The 14962-nt window shown below is 71.1% G+C and carries 13 protein-coding genes; 4 read left to right on the top strand and 9 right to left on the bottom strand.

Annotated features, from left to right (window positions below):
* Positions 1 to 25: 25 nt before the first annotated feature.
* Entirely contained in the window at positions 26 to 442 is a 417-nt protein-coding gene (locus tag ACOBQB_RS24195) for an ATP-binding protein (RefSeq protein ID WP_423594223.1), read from the bottom strand.
* A gap of 247 nt (positions 443 to 689) precedes the next feature.
* On the opposite strand from ACOBQB_RS24195, the gene ACOBQB_RS24190 reads away from it, so the two are divergent.
* Complete coding sequence (locus ACOBQB_RS24190) at positions 690 to 1937, top strand: helix-turn-helix domain-containing protein (protein ID WP_423594222.1); 1248 nt, start codon at positions 690 to 692, stop codon at positions 1935 to 1937.
* On the top strand, positions 1928 to 2458 hold the full coding sequence (locus tag ACOBQB_RS24185; RefSeq protein ID WP_423594221.1) for a GNAT family N-acetyltransferase: 531 nt from the start codon (positions 1928 to 1930) through the stop codon (positions 2456 to 2458). Before ACOBQB_RS24190 ends, ACOBQB_RS24185 begins: the two co-directional genes overlap by 10 nt.
* Here the strand turns inward: ACOBQB_RS24185 and ACOBQB_RS24180 are convergent.
* A complete protein-coding gene (locus ACOBQB_RS24180; RefSeq protein WP_423594220.1) occupies positions 2439 to 3014 on the bottom strand; it encodes a GntR family transcriptional regulator in 576 nt (191 codons plus the stop codon). The two genes, ACOBQB_RS24185 and ACOBQB_RS24180, sit on opposite strands and share 20 nt — an antisense overlap.
* A gap of 92 nt (positions 3015 to 3106) precedes the next feature.
* On the opposite strand from ACOBQB_RS24180, the gene ACOBQB_RS24175 reads away from it, so the two are divergent.
* Positions 3107 to 3334, top strand: coding sequence for an ATP-binding protein (locus ACOBQB_RS24175; RefSeq protein WP_423594219.1), 228 nt, complete (start codon positions 3107 to 3109; stop codon positions 3332 to 3334).
* Positions 3335 to 3460: 126 nt separating this feature from the next.
* Here the strand turns inward: ACOBQB_RS24175 and ACOBQB_RS24170 are convergent, their stop codons facing one another.
* The 5 genes from ACOBQB_RS24170 to ACOBQB_RS24150 all read right to left on the bottom strand — a co-directional run bounded on the left by ACOBQB_RS24170 (position 3461) and on the right by ACOBQB_RS24150 (position 12818).
* Positions 3461 to 5068 (bottom strand): glycosyltransferase family 2 protein, encoded by a 1608-nt coding sequence (locus ACOBQB_RS24170; RefSeq protein WP_423598718.1) that lies wholly within the window; start codon positions 5066 to 5068, stop codon positions 3461 to 3463.
* Positions 4989 to 7403: a CDP-glycerol glycerophosphotransferase family protein gene (locus ACOBQB_RS24165; RefSeq protein WP_423594218.1), complete on the bottom strand. Its 2415-nt coding sequence runs from the start codon at positions 7401 to 7403 to the stop codon at positions 4989 to 4991. Before ACOBQB_RS24165 ends, ACOBQB_RS24170 begins: the two co-directional genes overlap by 80 nt.
* Entirely contained in the window at positions 7400 to 11011 is a 3612-nt protein-coding gene (locus tag ACOBQB_RS24160) for a CDP-glycerol glycerophosphotransferase family protein (RefSeq protein WP_423594217.1), read from the bottom strand. The genes ACOBQB_RS24165 and ACOBQB_RS24160 overlap by 4 nt, the downstream gene beginning before the upstream one ends.
* Positions 11012 to 11104: 93 nt before the next feature.
* Positions 11105 to 11905 carry an ABC transporter ATP-binding protein gene (locus ACOBQB_RS24155; RefSeq protein WP_423594216.1) on the bottom strand — a complete coding sequence of 267 codons (801 nt, stop codon included), beginning with the start codon at positions 11903 to 11905 and terminating at the stop codon, positions 11105 to 11107.
* Positions 11898 to 12818: an ABC transporter permease gene (locus ACOBQB_RS24150; RefSeq protein WP_423594215.1), complete on the bottom strand. Its 921-nt coding sequence runs from the start codon at positions 12816 to 12818 to the stop codon at positions 11898 to 11900. Before ACOBQB_RS24150 ends, ACOBQB_RS24155 begins: the two co-directional genes overlap by 8 nt.
* A gap of 145 nt (positions 12819 to 12963) precedes the next feature.
* Between ACOBQB_RS24150 and ACOBQB_RS24145 the strand changes: the two genes are divergently transcribed.
* Complete coding sequence (locus ACOBQB_RS24145; protein WP_423594214.1) at positions 12964 to 13632, top strand: TetR/AcrR family transcriptional regulator; 669 nt, start codon at positions 12964 to 12966, stop codon at positions 13630 to 13632.
* Between the two features lie 27 nt (positions 13633 to 13659).
* Here ACOBQB_RS24145 and ACOBQB_RS24140 read toward each other — a convergent pair whose 3' ends face one another.
* Positions 13660 to 13824 carry a hypothetical protein gene (locus ACOBQB_RS24140; RefSeq protein WP_423594213.1) on the bottom strand — a complete coding sequence of 55 codons (165 nt, stop codon included), beginning with the start codon at positions 13822 to 13824 and terminating at the stop codon, positions 13660 to 13662.
* A gap of 118 nt (positions 13825 to 13942) precedes the next feature.
* Positions 13943 to 14941, bottom strand: coding sequence for a UDP-glucose 4-epimerase GalE (galE, locus tag ACOBQB_RS24135; protein WP_423594212.1), 999 nt, complete (start codon positions 14939 to 14941; stop codon positions 13943 to 13945).
* Between the last annotated feature and the right edge of the window lie 21 nt (positions 14942 to 14962).

Below are 14962 nucleotides of genomic sequence, written 5' to 3'. Positions count from 1 at the left end.
ACCAGGGCGTCCGAGGCTTTGGGGCTCAGTGCTTGGCTGGCGCTTCCAGCTCTGCCCACACGACCTTGCCCCAGCGCTTCCGGTCGTAGCCCCATCTGCGGCTCAGGGCCTCGACGAGGAACAGACCACGCCCCTCCTCGGAGTCGTCGTCGGGGTCTCCCGTCTCGGGAGCGTCCTTGCACTTGTCGGCCACGCCGATACGCACCACGCCATCCGCGGGCCGGGTGACCTGGACGCGGACCACTCGACATCGAGTGTGGTCGATGGCGTTGTTGATGAGCTCGGCGACCACCAGCACTCCAACCTCGGTCAGTTCGCCTATCCCCCAGGCGTGCAGGGCGGTGGAGACGAACAGACGCGCCCGGCGAGCGGACGCCGGCTTGCACGGCATCGTCTCGGTGTAGCCGGGGTTGCCGGTCGCAGTAGGACTGGCCGCGCTCATGGCCACAGGAACATCCCCTCCGGGGTGAACGCCCGCTCCGCGCCACGGTGGCGTCGTGACGGGCTCTCCTTCATGCCGCCGAGGGAAGGGCGATGGAACCTCGACGAGCTGATACCAAGTCAACGACCGGCGGCCATCGGGGAACAGGAAAGGGTCGGCTCTCATCGACCGCCTCGGACCGGAAGACTTTGCGCACCCGTTACATGTGGCCTGGTTCGGTCATGTCCGCACGTCTACCGTCGGTGACATGGGAGTGAACGTCATCCTCGAGAGCCGGATGGAGGAACTCGGGCTCACACAGGAAGAATTGGCCGGCCGGATGAACGCTGCGCTGGCAGAGATCACCGGGAGGCCCGGTGACGTCTCCGCCCGCACGATCCGCAACCTGCTGAACGGGACTTCCCGCCGTCCCATCGGACGTACATGCGCGGCCCTGGAGCGGGTGTTCGAATGCCCTGTCGCGCACTTAGGGTTCAGCGCACCACGCACCATGCACCACCCGCAGGAGGACCCTGTGCGGCGCCGCACCTTCATCACCTCGGCCACCGGGACCGCAGCCGCCGCAGTTCCGATGGTGGCCCAGCGCCGGGCGGTCGGCATGTCGGACGTAGCCCGGGTCGCCGCCGGGCTGCACGCACTCGTCACGACCGACCAGCGGCAGGGCGGACACACGGATCTGGAGAACACCGCCCTCAGGGGCCGCGACAGCGTGCTGGAACTGCAGCAGCGAAACGCCGGAGAACGCGTCCGCCGGGCCCTGTACGCGCTGGCCGCCGACTACACGGATGCGGCCGCATGGTCCTGCATCGACGCCCGCAACCTCGCCCAGGCGAAGAGACATTTGAACGAAGCCGCTACGTACGCCGGGCTTTCCCAGGACGGCCCCACAGAAGTGAGTGTGTGGATCAGCATGGCGAGTCTCGCCGCGCAACGTCGTCACTGGCACGAAGCCCTCGCGGCGGCCCAGGCCGCACAAGCTTCCCAAGCGGCCCGCCGGGACCCGTTCTTCGATTCACTGGGACGCATCCGCGCCGCTCTGGCGTACGCGGCGCTCGGCGACAGCCGCGGCGCCCTTCGCTCACTGGGGTCGGCCCAGGACGCTCTCGCGAAGGCCCCCGAGCGCGACCGCCCACAGTGGACGGCCTTCTACAGCCAAGCCGAACTCGACCATCTCGGCGCCATCGTCAACAACCGCAGCGGACGCCACGCCCACGCCGAAGCCATGGCGCACCGCGCGCTGGCCAGGATCCCACCCGCCTTCCGCCGAAACCGCTCCCTCGCGACTGCTCAACTCGCCCTCGCGCAACTGCGCCAGGGAGACACCGAACAGGCCACGGCCACGGCCGGCGACGTCTTCACGATCATGGACGGCGATCCACTTCCAGGCCGCGTGCGCGTCCTCATCGGCGACTTTCACCGGGACCTTTTCACCCTGGCCCCGTCCACCGCCTACGCACGCGACTGGGCGGACCGTATGCGAACCGAATGGAGCTGAGTGTGATCAACCTGAGGCACTTCGAGCACGGAAGCCTCCCCGACGGCTTCCGGGAACTGCTCATCGACGTACACGCCGACGCCTATGCCGACGCCATGGACGACCCGTTCAACCAGCGCTTCCCTTGGTTCGTCGACCATTGGTCGGGCAAGGAGGGTTTCACCTGCGTCGTGGCGTACGACGAGGACGAACCGACCGGTTTCGCCTACGGCGCCCCGCTCGCCCCCGGCCGCGAATGGTGGCGCTCCACCGGATACCAGCCGAAGGACGGCTGCTCTTCCACCTACGCCGTGTCCGAGGTGATGGTGCGCCCGCGCTGGCGCAAGCGCGGCATCTCCGAGCGCCTGCACGAAGCACTGTTGAAGGAGCGCACGGAAGACCTCGCCGTGCTCCTGGTCGACGTGACCCACCCCAAGGTACAGGCCCTCTACGAGTCGTGGGGGTACACCGGGGTCGGCGAGCAGCAACCGTTCGCCGACTCACCGGTGTTCGCGGTCATGGTCAAGGGCCTTCAAGCTTGAGGCCGGCACCGATGCCGCTGAGCTCGATCTCGTAGCGGAGCCGCTGGCGGTGGGCGGGCATGACCATCAGGTCGGCCTGGATCGGCCGGTCGGCGCCGTCGAGGGTGAGCCTGTTCAGTCGCAGGACCGGTTCGTCCCCGCCCAGGCGGAGGGCTTCGCGCTCCTGCGCCGTGGGCATGCGGGCGGTGACGTCCTCACGGACGCGTACGCCGACGTGGCCGAGTTCGGCGAGGAGCGTGACGGCTCCACCGCGGATCTTGCCCGTCCCGGCGAGGCGGGTGCCGCGAGCAATCTCCACGGGGTAGTAGGTGTCCGTCAACTCGATGGGGACGGCGTCGAGTTCGATGACCCTGCGGCGTACGACGAGTGGTTCTCCGGCGGTTACGTCGAGCAGGGCGGCGACTTCTTCCGGCGCGGGTACCTCACCGGCATGCGTGATGCGCTGACTACCCTTGCCGCCCCGCGCGGCGGCCTCTTCGTCCCAGGCTTCGGGCTGTCCCTTCTCCCGGGGCGTCACGTACGGCATCGAGGTACTGACCCACGTGCTGTCCCTCACGGCGTCCTCCTGCTGGCCGATGGCGGCGACCTTGCTCGTCTACACGGTAAGCAAATCCCGCCGGGTGCTCGCCTTGGCCCGCTCGCAGGTCTGTGTGCGCCGCCGGCCTTGCCGTAGAGGTACTGACGGAGTGGGGAGTTGCCGATCGGCTGGACGACATCCGGCTCTGCGTCTCCGAACTCGCCACGAATGCCGTACTGCACGGCGCTCCTGCTGGGCGGGAGCTCTGTCTGCGTCTCGTTCTCGACGTTGCGTTCGTCCGCGTCGAGGTGTTGGACAGCGGCGACGGGCAGCCGCAGGTGCCCGCGGGGACGGAGTAGGGCAGCGCGACGCGTGGCGGCCCGCGTCACTCGGCGCCGACTGGGTGGGGCGGTGGGTGGGGGAAGGGCGTCAGTCTGTGGCGTGGCGGCGGCCGCGCGGACTGCCGGGGGCCTCCCCCCAGGGCCTCACCGCGCCACGCTGGCCACCAGCCGCGCCGCCCTCCTCATCCGTGCCCCCGCCTTCGCCCCCGCCCTGCGCGCCAGCGGGCGGATGACCTTCGCCGTCACGCCCACCGGGGTCCAGCGGAGCTGGAGGCGGCCCGAGGCGCGGCCCTCCGGTTCCACCGTCACCTCGTGCGGGGTCGCGCCGCCCCGGTAGTCGATGCGGGCCCGCAGGGTCGGGAACGTCAGCGGGGCCAGGAGGAGTGACGTGTTGCGCAGGGGGCCCGAGGTCAGTTGCAGGACCGGGTGGCGGGTGCCCTCGAAGCCATTGAGGGGGAGGGGGGCCTGCGTCAGGTCCAGGTGGGCCTTGCCTTCGAAGACGCCAGGGCGGACCGGGGTCAGGCGGAACGGGGTCTTCATGCGGCGCCGGCCCGGGGCCAGGAGCAGCGTGGCCACCTGCGGGCCCACCGGCAGGCGCAGGCCCGGATCGTACGTACGGATCACCAAGTCCACCGTCGCGCCGGCGCCCCGCTCCACCCTCGTGATCTCGTGGCGGAACTGCGCGCTCGGGAAGGGGCGCGAGTCCAGGCCCTGGTCGGTCAGGTCCAGTTCGGTGCGGGACTCCTCCGACTCGGGGACGTACGCGCCCCAGTACACCCGGCCCTCCGCGTCCATCGACGTCTCCCGCGGCGCCACCCCGTGGCCCAGACCCCGCGCCGCCAGTCGCGCGTCCGTCAGGCGGTTGTCGCGGATCAGTTGGAGGACGACCCGCTCGGCGCGGGGCAGGCGGGCGTACGCGCCGGGGGACAGGTCCGCCAGGTACGGGTTCACGAGGTCCGCGAAGCCCGTCAGCCACTCCTCGTCACGGAACGGCAGGTCACCCGCGTACATCCGGAAGTCGTGCTTCAGGAATTTGTAGTCCTTTGATTCCTTGAGCGCTTCGTGGCCGCTCGCCTTCAGGAAGTCGTCTATCAGGCGCTGGACGTGGATCCGGTCCCGTACGTTCGTCAGCTTGTGGCGCTGGTTCGAGATCGACGCCGACTCCGCCGCCTCGTACGGCGCTATGTACCAGCGGTAGACCGGGTCCGGGATCACCGTGAAGGACCTCGCCAGGCAGTACGCCTGCGCCGAGAAGAGCTGGTCCTCGTAGTGGATGCCCTCCGGGAAGCGCAGGTCGTTGCGGTCCAGGAACTCCCGGCGGTACATCTTGCTCGTGGACAAGTGCTCGAAAAGCAGAGCCGGTTCCGCCTCGATTCCCTCCACCGTGCGGCGTTCCGCCACCAGGTGCGGCATCCACGTCGACGTGCGGCCCGTGTCCACCCGGACCCGCTCCACCGCTCCCATCGCGAAATCCACCTCGCGTTCGCGGTGGGCCGCCAGCAGCAACTCCACCGCCCGCTCCGGGAGTTCGTCGTCACTGTCCAGGAACATCAGGTACGGGGCGCGCGCGATCTCCAGCGCGCGGTTGCGCGGCGCGCTGCACCCGCCGCTGTTCTCCGGCAGGCGCAGGTACGTGATGCGGTCGTCCTGCGCCGCCAACCGCCGGGCGACGTCAGGGGTGTCGTCCGTCGAGTGGTCGTCGCTGATGACGATCTCGATGTTCGTGTGCGTCTGGCGTCGCAGGGACGCCACCGCGCGCGGCAGCCGTTCCGCGTCGTTGTAGACGATCACCGTCACGGTGACATCGGGTGTCTGCGTCATCGTCATCGGGTCGTCGCCTCCTCGGGCGTCGGGCCGGCGTGCGCTCGTCCACCGGGGTCACGGGCGGCAGGGACTCCTGGCTCTCGCCGAGGAAGACGCGGCGCACGACCCGCTCGGCGGCGCGCCCGTCGTCGTACTCGCAGAAGCGCTCGCGGAACACCTCGCGCGCCTTGGCCGCCTCCTCGTCGCGCCACGCGTCGGAAGTGAGGATCTCCGTCAGCTCCTCCTGCGTGCGCGCGACGCGGCCCGGCGCCTGGGTCATCAGGTCGAAGTAGACGCCGCGCGTCTTCGCGTACGTCTCCCAGTCGTCGGCGTAGATCACGATCGGGCGGTCCAGGTTGGCGTAGTCGAACATGATCGACGAGTAGTCCGTGATCAGGGCGTCCGCCGCGAGGGAGAGGTCCTCCACCGGGTCGTACGAGGAGACGTCGATGATCCTGCCGCTCTTGCGCAGGCCCGCCAGCGGCGAGGTCGCGCCGCCGTAGAAGTAGTGGCCGCGCACGAGCAGGACCGTGTCCTCGCCGAGGCGTTCGGCGAGCGTCGCCAGGTCCAGGCGCGGGGTCCAGGCCGCCTCGTAGTCGCGGTGGGTGGGCGCGTAGAGGATGGCCCGCTTGCCCGGGGCGATGCCGAGCCGGTCGCGGATCGCGCGGATGTCGGCGGCCGTCGCGCTGTAGAAGACGTCGTTGCGCGGATAGCCGTAGTCGAGGGACTCGTAACGCGATGGGTACGCGCGTTCCCACATCTGTGTGGAGTGGCTGTTCGCCGAGACGCTGTACGTCCACTTGTCGACGCGGGCCAGCAGGCTGTGGAAGTTCAGGCCCTTGGACGCCGCCGGGTAGTCGAGCTGGTCCAGGCCCATGCGCTTGAGCGGCGTGCCGTGGTGCGTCTGGACGTGGATCGCGTCCGGGCGCTTGACGATGGCGTTGGGGAAGTTGACGTTGTTGACCAGGTACTTCGCGCGGGCCATCACCTCCCAGTAGCGGCGCGTGCCGGGCACGATGTGGTCGGTGCCGGGCGGCAGCAGCGGGACGTTCGCCGCCGTGACGACCCACACCGGGTGGATGTGCGGGGCGAGTTCGGCGAGCTTCGCGGCGATGGCGGCCGGGTTGCAGGCCACACCCCGGTCCCAATAGGCCGTGAAGACGGCGAGGTTCGGGTCGACGGGGCGTTCCAGGTCCCTGCGGTAGCGCAGGTCGCGCACCTTCACGCCCACCTTGTGCTTGCGCGAGGCCACCGCCGACTTCAGCTTGCGCCGCTGCTGGTTGGCGGTCTGGAACGTGCGGTACTTCGTGTACGCGTCCTCTTCGAGGATGCGGCGCCGCACGCCCTCCAGGCCGCCCGGCCGCTGGTACCCCTCGGGGCGCCACGCGACGGCGGCCTTCGAGGCGCGGTGGAAGAACTCCTTGCGGACGGGGTCGGGCAGCTGCTCGCGGGCCACGACGCGCAGGCAGTCGCCGACCATCACGTCGTACAGCGCGGCCCGGGGCGCGGAAGGGAGGGCGAGGTCCGCCGCCAGGGAGAGCAGGGACTCGTAGCGGTCGATGACGCCGAAGCGCCCCCGGGGCGGGCCGGCAGGCAGGCTCTCCGCACGCAACTCTCTTACGTTCAGGGCGACTTGGTCGAGCGTCGCGACGCGGTGCGCGAGGAGCAGCGCGGCATACGCGGCGTACGTCTCGTCGTCCCCCGCCAGGTGCTCCGCGTGCTCCCGCCAGAAGTCCGCCCGCAGCACGCGGTTGCCGAGCAGCGGCGTCACCCTCAGCAGGTCCGGGCAGTCCGCGAGCGGCAGGTCACGGCGGCCCTGCCGGGCCAGGTGCTTGCTGTCGGGGCTCGGCATGCCCTGGTGCCGCCACGTCGAGCGGACGTGGTCGGCCACGAGTACGTCCACGCCATCCCCGAGGTCCGCCACGCGGTCCGCGACCGTACGCGGCGCGCCCGTCGGCACGGTGTCCTTGCTGTGCACGAAGTGCAGCCACCGGCCGGCCGCCCGCTCGGCGCCCGCCGCCCGCGCCGCCGCGTCGCCGGTGCCCTCGGGCAGCGGGACGACGGTGACGCCGGGCCGGTCCGAGGCGGCGGCCTGTGCGGAGGCGCCCACCGCGGCGACGACCACCTCGACGCCGGGTGAGGCCTGCGCGGCCAGGGCGTCCAGGCCGGCGGCCAGGTGGCCCTGGACGTTGCGGCCGTACACGACCACGCTCAGCACGGGCGGCCCGGCGGCGGTGTCCGGCTGTTCCTCGGGCATGGCGGCGCCCCCCTCTTCCGTACTCATGCGGCGGTCGTCCCTCGGTGGGCCAGCATCCGGTCCACGACGCGGCGCGCGGCCTGCCCGTCGTCCAGGTCGCAGAACTCGGCGCGGAAGTCGTCGTACGCCTGTCCGTACGGCTCGCTCACCGCGTCCACGTCACGCAGCGCCGCGATCAGCTCGTCGGACGTCGGGACCAGCGGGCCCGGCGCGCGCTTGACGAAGTCGAAGTAGAAGCCGCGCAGGCGGTCGCGGTAATGCTCCAGGTCGTACGTGAAGAACAGCATCGGACGGCCCGTCACGGCGAAGTCGAACATCACCGAGGAGTAGTCGGTGACCAGGACATCGGCGATCAGGAGCAGGTCCATGATGTCCGGGTAGCTCGCGACGTCCCACACGAAGCCGTCGCCGGCGCCCGGCACCGGCTCCACGATGTGCGCGTGCGGGCGGACCAGGAGGACGTGGTCATCGCCCAGTTCGTGGCGCGCCTTCTCCAGGTCGACGCGCAGGTCGAGGAGGAAGCCGCCGCGGTGGCGCTGCTTGTCCTCGCGCCAGGTCGGGGCGTAGAGGATCACCTTCTTGCCGTCCGGCAGGCCGAGGGCGCGGCGTACGCGGGCGGCGCGCTCGGCGCGGTCGGGGGCGAGCAGGACGTCGTTGCGGGGGTAGCCCGTCTCCAGGAGTTCACCCTCCACGTCGCCGCCGAACCGGAAGGCGCTGCGCAGGATCGGTGTGCTGAACCGGTTGGGGGAGAGCAGCATCGTCCACTGGTGGCGCTCGCGGTCCAGGTCCATCAGGTACTGGGTGCTCGCGAAGTGGTCGTTGTCGAAGTCGAAGCCGATCCGCTTGAGCGGGGTGCCGTGCCAGGTCTGGACGATCTGCTGGCCCTCGCGCCGCTCCAGCCAGCGCGGGAAGTGCGTGTTGCCGACGATGTAGCGGGAGCGGGCCATCGCCTCGTAGTACTCGGGGCTGTGCACGCGGACCGCCTTCGCGGTGGGCGGGACCTCGCACTGGCCGTCCTTGACGACCCACAGGTGTTCGACCGGCAGGCCGCGGCGGACCATCTCCTCGTGGAGGGCGCGCGGCGAGTCGCCGTACATGCGGCCGCCGAAGACGTCGTACAGGACGGCCTCGCGCAGCGGCTCGTGGCGGGCGGCGGGATAGGCCTCGGTGCGCAGCCTCGTCTGGCGGTAGCGGCTGCGCTCGTCGGGGCGCAGCTCGGAGTGGGCCATCAGCGCCAGCTGGTCGTACTGCCGGACCTGGAGCTCGACGCGCTTGCCGTGCGCCACGACCTCCAGGGGCAGGTGCGCGTGGACGGGCGGGGCGAGCTGCACGGCGGTGCGGGAGCCGTCCGGCTTCTGCACGGACGGCCACCAGAAGCCGGCCCGCAGGGGTGTGGCGCCCGCGTGGGCGTGGGTGGGGGCGGGGACGAAGCGCGCCTTGAAGCGGCCGCCCTTGGCGTGGGCGGGGAACGTGTACTCGTGGCCCGACCAGGTCTGGCGCAGCACCAGTTCCAGGTCGCAGGTGCCCTGCGCCGGATAGCTGCCGGTGAGGGTGACGGTGCCGTCGGGGTCCACGGAGACACGGTCGACCAGTGGCTGCGCGGGCTGGTCGCAGAGCTGGAGGTAGCCGCCGGGGCTGCGGCGGGCGTACATCGCGCGGTCGCCGTGCGGGAACTGGGCGCCGGAGAAGCCTTCGCGGTCGTCCAGGATGAGGGCGAGGCGGGTTGACTTGGGCTCGGCCTTGGTGCCGGTGTCCGTACCCGAGACGGCGTCGGTGACGATCTCCACCGACATGTCCCACCGCCCGATCGACCGCTCCGCCTGCGTCGGCCGCAGGCGTTCGTGGTCCTCGCGGACCTCCGTCAGGGCCGCCGTGTCCACCTGGGCGGTGAACGGGACCCGGCCCTCGCGCGGGACCCCGAGGTCCAGCGGGACCGTGCGGATCGTGCCGGACTCGCGGTGGCGCATGCGCAGCCGGGCCGTGCCCTCGGGGGCGGTGCGCAGGATGCCGCGTACGAGGAGGCCGGTGCCCTCGGCGCGGACCTCCAGGGCGCGCGCGTGCGCCGTCTCCACGCGGATGGCCAGCTCGCCGTCCTGGATCTGCGGGGCCACACGGACGTCCTCGGTGACCCAGTGCGCGGGCGGCGTCTGGCCGGAGCCCGTGCCCGCCCCGTACAGCGGCCCGCGCCGCGGCGTCGAGCCCGTACCCGCCACGGCGACCCGCACATACCAGAGGCCGTCCACCCACGTGCCGCGGTGCCGCAGCCGTGAGGGGTTGAGCAGCGCCCCGAAGCCCGCCCAGTCGGCGTGCCGGAACTCCGCCCCCGAGGCCACGGTGGCCTCCGGGTCCACATGGCTGCGCGCGGGCACCAGGACCGTGCGGCGGCTGCCCTTCTCCTTCAGGATCAGGGACTTCAGGGCCTTGCTCCGCGACTCCGCGCCGAGCTGGCGCGGGAACGCCCAGCCGGACAGCCACAGTTTGCCGTCGTGCCAGGCGGCCTCGTCGAGGCGGCTGCGCAGCCGCAGTTCGGGGTCGAGGCGCAGCACGGCGTCCGGCACCGGGGCGGTCGGGTCGAGGAAGGGGTAGTCGGCCTTCGGGTGCAGCGTCCCGGTGACCGGGATCGAGCCGCCGTGCTCCTTCTCGAACTCCAGCTGCGCGATCAGCTCGTCCAGGCGCCGGTGCACGGTCAGATACAGCTTCAACTTGTGCGGCACGTGCAGCGCGCGCACCGCGTCCTGCCCGATCTCCCGGACCAGGCGGCCCACGTGCTCAAGGAACGCCTCCTGGTACGCGGCGTCGGAGCCGGGCAGGACCCGCCAGAAGAGCGGGATCTCCTCGGCGAGTGCGTTGTTGTCGTAGACCCGCAGGTGCTCGGCGTACATCGGGTCCTCGCCGACGCGTGCGAGCAGGAACTCGCGCACCATGCGGATCGACCTCACGCGGTCGATCAGGCCCTGCGGGTTGGTGCGGTTCTGCGTGATGGAGCGCTCGCCGATCTCGCGCTCGCGCCAGTTGTAGATCGGCTCGCTCAGCACGTCCACGGCGTCCGCGAGGTAGTGCGCGGGGACGCTGACGGGGGCGTCCTCGTAGAGCATGGCCTCCGGGTACGCGAGCTGGTGCTTCTCCCAGAAGGAGCGGCGGTAGACCTTGTTCCACGCGGTGCGGTCGGTCAGCAGCGGGCGGAACTTCGACACATGCGTACGCAGCCGGGTCGCCGCGAAGGGCACGCGGTGCACGGGCGACTGGACGTACCCGGCGGAGCGGAAGCGGGTGACGTTGCCCGCCGCGAAGTCCGAGCCGGTCTCGTCGAGCGTCTCGATGAGCAGGGCGTACGCCGTGGCGGGCAACGTGTCGTCACTGTCGACGAACGCGAGGTACTCGCTGTCCGGAGACATCTCCCGGACGCCCGTGTTGCGCGCCGCGCCCAGGCCCTTGTTCTCCTGGGATATGAGGCGGAAGCGGGGGTCGGCCGCCGCGAAGCGCTCGGCGATCGCCGCGCTGCCGTCCGTCGACCCGTCGTCGACCATGACCACTTCGAAGTCCGTGAAGGTCTGGGCCGCCAGGGACTCCAGGCACTCGTCGAGGTAGAGCTCGACGTTGTAGACGGGGACGACAACACTCAGCCGTGGCTGCACGCGCACTCCTTCTGTTGCTAAACGCTCCCATAGTGTAAGGATGCGGGTATTGGTGCGACAAAAGGGCTACCTGTCCGGTTTTGGAACGAGTGGTCATGTGAACCGCTCGTACTCCTTCATCACCTCCTCGGTGGGACCGTCCATCCGCAGCTCGCCGCGCTCCAGCCACAGCACCCGGTCGCAGGTGTCGCGGATCGACTTGTTGTTGTGGCTGACCAGGAAGACCGTGCCCGCGCGCTCGCGCAGTTCGCGGATGCGGGCCTCGGAGCGCTTCTGGAAGGAGCGGTCGCCGGTGGCCAGGGCCTCGTCGATGAGCAGGACGTCGTGGTCCTTGGCGGCGGCGATGGAGAAGCGCAGGCGGGCCGCCATGCCGGAGGAATACGTGCGCATCGGCAGCGTGATGAAGTCGCCCTTCTCGTTGATGCCGGAGAAGTCGACGATGTCGTCGTAGCGCTCCGCCACCTGTTCGCGGCTCATGCCCATGGCGAGACCGCCGAGGCGTACGTTGCGCTCGCCCGTCAGGTCGTTCATCATCGCGGCGTTCACGCCGAGCAGGGAGGGCTGGCCGTCGGTGAAGATGCGCCCGCGCTCCACGGGCAGCAGTCCGGCGACGGCCTTGAGCAGCGTCGACTTCCCCGAGCCGTTGGTGCCGATCAGGCCGATCGCCTCGCCCTTGCGGGCGGTGAAGGACACGTTCTTGACGGCGTGCACCGTGCGGACGCCTGCCCGCGCCTCGGTCTTCCCGCGGCCGCCGATGATCCGGTTGAGGGCGGCGGTGGCGGTGCCGCGGCCCGCGCCGGTGCCGTGCACGCGGTAGACGATGTCGACGTGGTCGACGATGACGGTGGGGGCGGGAGGCTCGGTCCTGTCGGTCCTGTCGGTCTTGTCAGCCACGGCCGTACGTCTCCTCTGCCTTCCAGAAGTAGATGAACCCGCCGACCCCGGCGAGCAGCGCCCAGCCCAGCGCCCAGGCCCACACGTGGTGCGGGAGCTGGCCCGCGCGGAAGGTGTCGATGAGGGCGAAGCGCATCAGGTCGATGTAGACGGCCGCCGGGTTGCACTCCAGGAGGACCTGGACGGCGTGCGGCAGGCCCCGGTCCTTCAGGACCGCGTCGATGCTCCACATCACCCCGGACGCGTACATCCACGTCCGCAGCACGAACGGCATCAGCTGTGCGATGTCCGGTGTCTTGCTGCCGAGGCGCGCCATGACGAGCGCGAGGCCCGTGTTGAACGTGAACTGGAGTACGAGGACGGGGACCACCAGGAGCCAGGACGCCGTGGGCGGGACGCCGAAGCAGAGCAGGATCACGACCAGCGCGCCCATGGAGAAGAGCAGCTGCTGGAGCTGTTGCAGGCAGTACGAGATGGGCAGCGAGGCGCGCGGGAAGTGCAGGGCGCGGACCAGGCCCAGGCTGCCCGATATGGCGCGGGTGCCGGCCATGACGGACGCTTGCGTGAACGTGAAGACGAAGACGCCGGTGACCAGGAACGGGACGTAGTCCTCGACGTCCCGCTTGGTGTTCATCAGGACGCCGAAGATGAAGTAGTAGACCGCCGCGTTCAACAGCGGGGTCATCACCTGCCAGAGCTGGCCGAGCTTGGCCTGGCTGTACTGGGCCGTCAGCTTGGCCGTCGCGAACGCGGTGATGAAGTGGCGCCGCCGCCACAGCTGCCGGACGTACGCGGGCAGGGAGGGGCGGGCGCCGCTGACGGTCAGGCCGTGCCGGGCGGCGAGCTCGGCGGGGGAGAGGGGGTCCGCCGGGGTGGGGGGTGCGGGTGGTGGTGCGTCGAGGACCTGGCTCACGTCCGTCGCTTTCGCTCGGGGAGGCTTCGGAGGCTGCGGCGTACGTCGGGACGGGACCGTATCGTCGCAACGCCGAGCGTAGGACCTCGTGACGTCGGAACGCAACCGTATCGTCGTGACGCTCGCCGCTGCTTATGCTGTCCGTATGACGACGAGCGGGCCACAGGGTGAACAGGCGAGCGGGCCGGAGGGCGAGCGGCAGGGTGCTCCCACGGGGGCACGGACGCGCCGCAGGGCGCCCGCCGGAGCCGCAGTGCTCCGCGAGGACGTGACCGAGGCGATCCGCGACGCCGTCTTCGAAGAGCTGGCCTCTGTGGGGTACGCGCGCATGTCCATCGAGGGCATCGCCCGCCGCGCGGGCGTCGGCAAGACCGCCGTCTACCGCCGCTGGCGCTCCAAGCTGCACCTCGTGCTCGACCTGGTGTCGGCCATAGCGGTCCAGGGGCTCCCCGCGCCGGACACCGGCTCCCTGGAGGGCGACCTGCGACTGCTGTACGAGGTGACCTCGCGCGCCCTGCGGCACCCCGTCGCCTCGCAGATCATCCCCGACCTCCAGGCCGAGGCGGCCCGCAACCCCGAGATCGCCGAGGCGCTCCAGAAGGCGCTGCGCGAAGGGCAGCACGGGGTGGCGAGCGGCATCGTGCGGGCCGCCGTCGAGCGGGGCGAGCTGCGGGAGGGCGCCGACGAGGAGCTGGCCCTCGACCTGGTGTCGGGGCCGCTCTACTGGCGCTCGGTGGTGGTGCGGGCGAAGCTGCCCAAGGGATATCTGGGCCGTCTCGCGGCGGCGACGGCCGCCGGGCTGCGGGCGCTCTGAGAGGCGCCGGCGTCCGAAGGCGGCTGCTCAGGCGTCGCGGCGCCGCGTCACGTACAGCCCCACCGCCGTGCCGAGCGCCACGACGCCCGTGCCCACGCTGATCAGAGTCTGCTGGACGCCGTCGAGGACGAGGCCGGTCGAGATGTTGACGGCGACAGCGGCGGCGAGGACGAGCCAGAGCAGGGCCTTCATGGGGTGGTTCCTTCCCGGAGCGGGTCGGCCGGCGCGCCGTGCGGCGCCCCGGACCCACGCTGTCACCGGTCGGCCCGCGGAACGAGGGGGCGCTCCCCCGGACCGATGGTGGGGCCTGCTACACCCCCGGGCGGGGGTCCGCCTCCGGGTGCAGCCGCACCCACCCCGCCCACGCCGAGGTGACCATCTCGCGCACGTCGCGCTTGGCCGTCCAGCCCAGTTCCGTGGCGACGCGGTCCGCCGCGGCCACCACGCGGGCCGGGTCGCCGGGGCGGCGGGCCGTGACCTCGGCGAGGGTGTCGTATCCCGTCACGTCGTTGATGAGGTCCGTCATCTCGCGCACCGACACGCCCTCGCCCCGGCCGACGTTGAGGGTCAGGTCCGTGCCGGGCGCCGCCGCCGCGAGCCTGCGGGCCGTCGCCACATGGGCCTCGGCCACGTCGACGACGTGGATGTAGTCGCGTACGCAGGTGCCGTCCGGGGTGGCGTAGTCCGCGCCGAAGACGCGGGGGGCCTCGCCGCCGGTGAGCTTCTCGAAGACCATCGGGACGAGGTTGTAGACGCCGGTGTCCGCCAGCTCGGGTGAGGCCGCGCCCGCCACGTTGAAGTAGCGCAAGGACGCCGTCGCCAGGCCGTGCGCGCGCCCGGTGGCCCGCACCAGCCACTCGCCCGCCAGCTTCGTCTCGCCGTAGGGGCTCATCGGCAGGCACGGCGTCTCCTCGGTGACGAGCCCGTTCTCGGTGGAGGGCATGCCGTACACCGCGGCGGAGGAGGAGAAGACGAAGGACGGGACGCCCGCCTCCACCACCGCTTCGAGCAGGACCCGCAGGCCCTCCATGTTCTGGTGGTAGTAGCGCAGGGGCTGTTCCACCGACTCGCCGACCTGCTTCTTCGCCGCGAGGTGGACGACTCCGGTGACCGCGTGGTCCTTCAGGGTGCGGGCCACCAGCTCCGCGTCCAGCGTCGAGCCGGTCACGAGCGGGACCTCCGCCGGGAGGCGTTCGGCGATGCCGGTGGACAGGTCGTCGTAGACCACGGCCCGCTCGCCCGCCTCCGTCATGGCGCGGACGACGTGCGCCCCGATGTATCCGGCGCCGCCGGTGATCAGCCAGGTCATGGTCGTCTTGTCCTGTCTTGT

Source organism: Streptomyces sp. G5(2025) (assembly GCF_049542075.1).
GTDB lineage: Bacteria > Actinomycetota > Actinomycetes > Streptomycetales > Streptomycetaceae > Streptomyces.
This window is presented reverse-complemented; position numbering and strand designations above follow the sequence as displayed.

Coding starts and splice junctions, on each gene's coding strand:
- galE (WP_423594212.1), bottom strand. CDS start 14,941: ATGACCTGGCTGATCACCGGCGGCGCCGGATACATCGGGGCGCACGTC.
- ACOBQB_RS24165 (WP_423594218.1), bottom strand. CDS start 7,403: ATGAGTACGGAAGAGGGGGGCGCCGCCATGCCCGAGGAACAGCCGGAC.
- ACOBQB_RS24195 (WP_423594223.1), bottom strand. CDS start 442: ATGAGCGCGGCCAGTCCTACTGCGACCGGCAACCCCGGCTACACCGAG.
- ACOBQB_RS24185 (WP_423594221.1), top strand. CDS start 1,928: ATGGAGCTGAGTGTGATCAACCTGAGGCACTTCGAGCACGGAAGCCTC.
- ACOBQB_RS24140 (WP_423594213.1), bottom strand. CDS start 13,824: ATGAAGGCCCTGCTCTGGCTCGTCCTCGCCGCCGCTGTCGCCGTCAAC.
- ACOBQB_RS24145 (WP_423594214.1), top strand. CDS start 12,964: ATGACGACGAGCGGGCCACAGGGTGAACAGGCGAGCGGGCCGGAGGGC.
- ACOBQB_RS24190 (WP_423594222.1), top strand. CDS start 690: ATGGGAGTGAACGTCATCCTCGAGAGCCGGATGGAGGAACTCGGGCTC.